The organism is Rhodopseudomonas sp. B29 (assembly GCF_000333455.1).
In the GTDB taxonomy this organism is placed as follows: Bacteria; Pseudomonadota; Alphaproteobacteria; order Rhizobiales; family Xanthobacteraceae; genus Rhodopseudomonas.
Map to the genome: position 1 here is coordinate 1 of NZ_BADD01000216.1, position 4069 is coordinate 4069.

The following is a 4069-nucleotide window of genomic DNA, read 5'->3' on the forward strand; positions in this document are numbered from 1 at the left end:
TACGGCCTATTGGCAGCGGCTGCAGCAACGCGACGGCTATCGCAGCGCACTGGCGGCCGAAGACCGCGCGAGCGAGGAGCAAAAAATCCCAAAACGCGCCTGAATCGCTGCCGATTTCTGCGGCAAACTCGCCCGGTGACAGGGCCGGGCTTTGCTGTATTCTCCGCATCCGCTCCCTGAAGAGAGCGCCGCAGCAAATGCGGAAACGGGCGCAAGCGCCCTCGGAGGACGCATGAGCGAGACTGCCGGTCGTGAGATTGCAGGTTCGAATCCCGAACATCTGATGCTGATCAGCCCTGAGAGGGTGCTCTACGCTGGTCTGCTCGGAAGGCCGCGGCGTCGCACCATGGGCGGCCATGCGATCTACGTGTCGATGCACGGCGACCTGCGCATCGACATTGAAGGCCGCGCCGAGCAGAGCGGCAGCATCGTCTACGTGGCGCCTTATCTGGTTCACAGCGTTGCTTGCGATTCGCGCTGCGTGATTTGTCTGGTGGTCGAGCCCGAGAGCGTGCCGACTTCGGCGATGACTCAGCTCGGGCATCGTATTGCCGGTAGCGCCGGCGCCACATTGGCAGCCCGCATCCGAAGTGCATATCGCGCGCTAGTGGCAACCGGGCGCCGCGACGGCTTCACCACCGCTGAATTCGACGATCTCGTACTCGGCGAGGCGCTGCCGGCGCGGGTGCTTGATCGCCGCATCGGCCGTGCCATCGCACGGCTCAGCGATGTCAGCGATGCCGCGGTGACGGCGGACGATTGCGCCGCGGCAGCCAACCTGTCGCAGTCGCGCTTCCTGCATCTGTTCAAGGACGAGACCGGCGTGTCGTTTCGCGCCTTTCGCGCCTGGAAGCGGGCGCGGCATCTGCTTCACTTCGTCAACGCCGATCTCAACCTCGCGCATCTGGCGCAGGATATCGGCTATCCGGACTCCACCCACTTCAGCCATTCGATCCGCCGCTTCTACGGCCTGCAGCCGCGCGCCATCTTCTCCGGCTCGCGCGATCTGGCGATCTGGCGGAGCGATCCCAAGGCCGTGATGGCGGGCGTGGCCGGGCGGCCATAATCGGTCGCGCCGCGTAGTCAGCGCGTGCGCGCAAGAAGCGCGCGCGTGGCTTTCGCATCATTCCGGACAGACGCACCGCGCTGATTTCGCGGTCGCAACATGGACGGAAGGGTGGACTATCGATGAGTGACAAGGCCGTGATCACCTGCTCGCTGAACGGCGTGCTCACCGATCCCAAGCAGCATCATGTCCCGGTGACGCCCGAACAGATGGCGCGTGAGGCCAAGGCGGCCTACGACGCCGGCGCCGCCATCGTCCATATCCATCTGCGCGATCAGCGACCCGACAAGGGGCATCTGCCGAGCTGGGACGTCGCCGTCTCGCGCGAGATTCAGCAGGCGATCCGCGAAGCCTGTCCCGGCATCATCATCAACCACACTTCCGGCACCTCGGGCCCGAAATATGACGGCCCGCTCGCCTGCATCCGCGAAACCAGGCCGGAGATCGCGGCCTGCAATGCGGGCTCGCTGAACTATCTCAAGGTCAAGGCCGACAATAATTGGGCCTGGCCGCCGATGATGTTCGATAACGCGGTCGAGAAGGTCCAGGACTTCCTTGACGCGATGAAGGACGCCGGCACTATTCCGGAGTTCGAGTGCTTCGACGTCGGCATCGTTCGCTGCGTCGGCATGTATGTGCAGACCGGGATGTATTCGGGGCCGCTTGAATACAACTTCGTCATGGGCGTCGCCTCCGGCATGCCGGCCGATCCCGAACTGCTGCCGATCCTGCTCAAGCTCAAGCGCCCCGAAGCGCATTGGCAGGTCACCGCCATCGGCCGCGCCGAAATCTGGCCGCTGCACCAGCGCTGCGCGGATCTCGGTGGCCACCTGCGCACTGGGCTCGAAGATACGTTCTATCTGGCGAACGGCGAGAAGGTGACGTCCAACGGCCAACTGATCGAAGAGATCGCCGCCTGCGCGCGGCGCGCCGGCCGCGAGATCGCCTCGCCGGAAGAGGCGCGGAAGATTTTCGGAGTGTTGCACTGACCGCGAGTCATTCCGGGGCGCGCGCAAAGCGCGCGAACCCGGAATCTCGAAATGTTCTGCCTGTGGCGAGATTCCGGGTTCGCCGCTTCGCGGCGCCCCGGAATGACCAAACAGCCTATCACCTAAGCAGCCGCAAGAGCTGCCTCATCGGAGGGAAGTACCATGAGCAGTCTGGAAGCGACCGGCGGCGTGCCGGGACCGGGGCGGATCGGCCGTGTGGCGATCGGCGACATCTTGAAGAAATCAGCGCGGCGGTTCGGCGACCGCATCGCGCTCACCGACGGGGCGCGCCAGGTCAGCTACGCCGAGCTGGAGCGTGACGCCAACCGCTTCGCCAATGCGCTGGTGGCGCGGGGCCTGAAGCCCGGCGCCAAGATTTCGACGGTCTGCAACAACTCGGTCGAGTTTGTCAAATCGCCGTTCGGCATTCAACGCGCCGGTCTGGTCTGGGTGCCCATCAACACCATGCTCCGGGCCCGGCGACATGGGCTACATTCTCGACCACGCCGAGTGAAAAGTTGCGCTGATCGACGACAATCTGTACGGCCAGCCGGAGCGCCGCGTCGCGCTGGAGCAGCGCGGGATCGATCTGATCGCGGTCGATCTGACCGGCAAGGCGGCCGAGACCAAACTACCTCTGTTCAATCAACTGATCGAAGGTCAGTCGGAGATCGAGCCCGAAGTCGCGTTCGACGATCGCGATCTGGCGATGATCATCTACACGTCGGGCACGACATCGCGACCGAAGGGCGCGATGCACGGCCATCTGGCGGTGACGATGGCGGCGATGAGCAACGCCATCGAGATGCAGCTGTCGCGTACCGACGGCATCACCGGGCAGTTTCCGCTGTTCCACTGCGCCGCGCACGTCCTGCTGCTGAGCTATTTCGTCGTCGGCGGCAAGCTGGCGCTGATGCGCGGCTTCGATCCCGTCGCCTGCATGGAGTCGATCCAGCGCGACAAGCTCAGCGTCTTCATCGGCCTGCCGCTGATGTATCAGGTCATCCTGGATCATCCGCGTCGCAAGGAGTTCGACTTGTCGACGCTGCGCTGCTGCATCTACACGATGGCGCCGATGCCGCGGCCGCTGCTGGAGCGCGCCATGGCCGAGCTGTGCCCGACCTTCGTGCAGCCTTCCGGTCAGACCGAAATGTACCCGGCGACGACGATGTCGCAGCCGGATCGCCAGCTCGCGCGCTTCGGCAACTACTGGGGCGAGTCGACCATCGTCAACGAGACCGCCATCATGGACGACAACGGCAATCTGCTGCCGGTGGGCGAGGTCGGCGAGATCGTACATCGCGGGCCCAACGTGATGCTCGGCTACTACAAGGATCCCGAAGCCACCGAAGCGGCTCGCAAATTCGGCTGGCACCACACTGGTGACTTGGCGCTGATCGACGAGCACGGCGAGGTGCTGTTCCTCGACCGCAAGAAGGACATGATCAAATCCGGCGGTGAGAACGTCGCTTCGGTCAAGATCGAGGAGACGCTGCTGGCTCACCCGGCGGTGATGAACGCCGCGGTGGTCGGTCTCCCGCATCCGCAATGGGGCGAGGCGGTATCGGGCTTCGTCAAGCTCAAGCCGGGCGCAGCCGCGACTGAGGCCGAGATCATCGAACATTGCAAGAAGTCGCTCGGCGGCTTCCAGGTGCCCAAGCTGGTGCGTATCGTCGACGAAATGCCGATGACCGCCACGGGGAAACTCCGCAAGGTTGGCCGGCCGCAACGGATACATCCTGCTTACTCACAACAAAGTCCATCTTTTCGACCTACAGACGATGCTGCTAGACAAGCCGATCTATGCCGGCGGCAGAGCGCATTGGGCGGTAAACTTGGCGGGAGACGACCACACCGGACTGCTCATCAACACGCCTCCCGAGCCGGAATTGATCGAGAATACGTTGGCGACGGTGGGATCGGTCTTGATCGTCGAGCGCCGCGACTGAAGGCGATCGCGCTCAGTACCTCAGCACCCTGCCCCCGATCACTGCTCCGAGCGCGGCACGATGAT

Annotated in this window: 2 protein-coding genes and 1 pseudogene; all 3 read left to right on the plus strand. The window is 64.1% G+C overall.

Going from position 1 to position 4069, the window contains the following annotated elements:
- Positions 1–232: 232 nt before the first annotated feature.
- Positions 233–1066 (plus strand): AraC family transcriptional regulator, encoded by an 834-nt coding sequence (locus I5M_RS07625; protein WP_022720856.1) that lies wholly within the window; start codon positions 233–235, stop codon positions 1064–1066.
- 122 nt (positions 1067–1188) lie between these two features.
- Positions 1189–2055, plus strand: a complete 867-nt coding sequence (locus I5M_RS07630) for a 3-keto-5-aminohexanoate cleavage protein (protein ID WP_022720857.1) — start codon at positions 1189–1191, stop codon at positions 2053–2055.
- Positions 2056–2217: 162 nt separating this feature from the next.
- Positions 2218–3772, plus strand: a pseudogene (locus I5M_RS29320) (AMP-binding protein); the annotation flags it as partial.
- Positions 3773–4069: the final 297 nt, after the last annotated feature.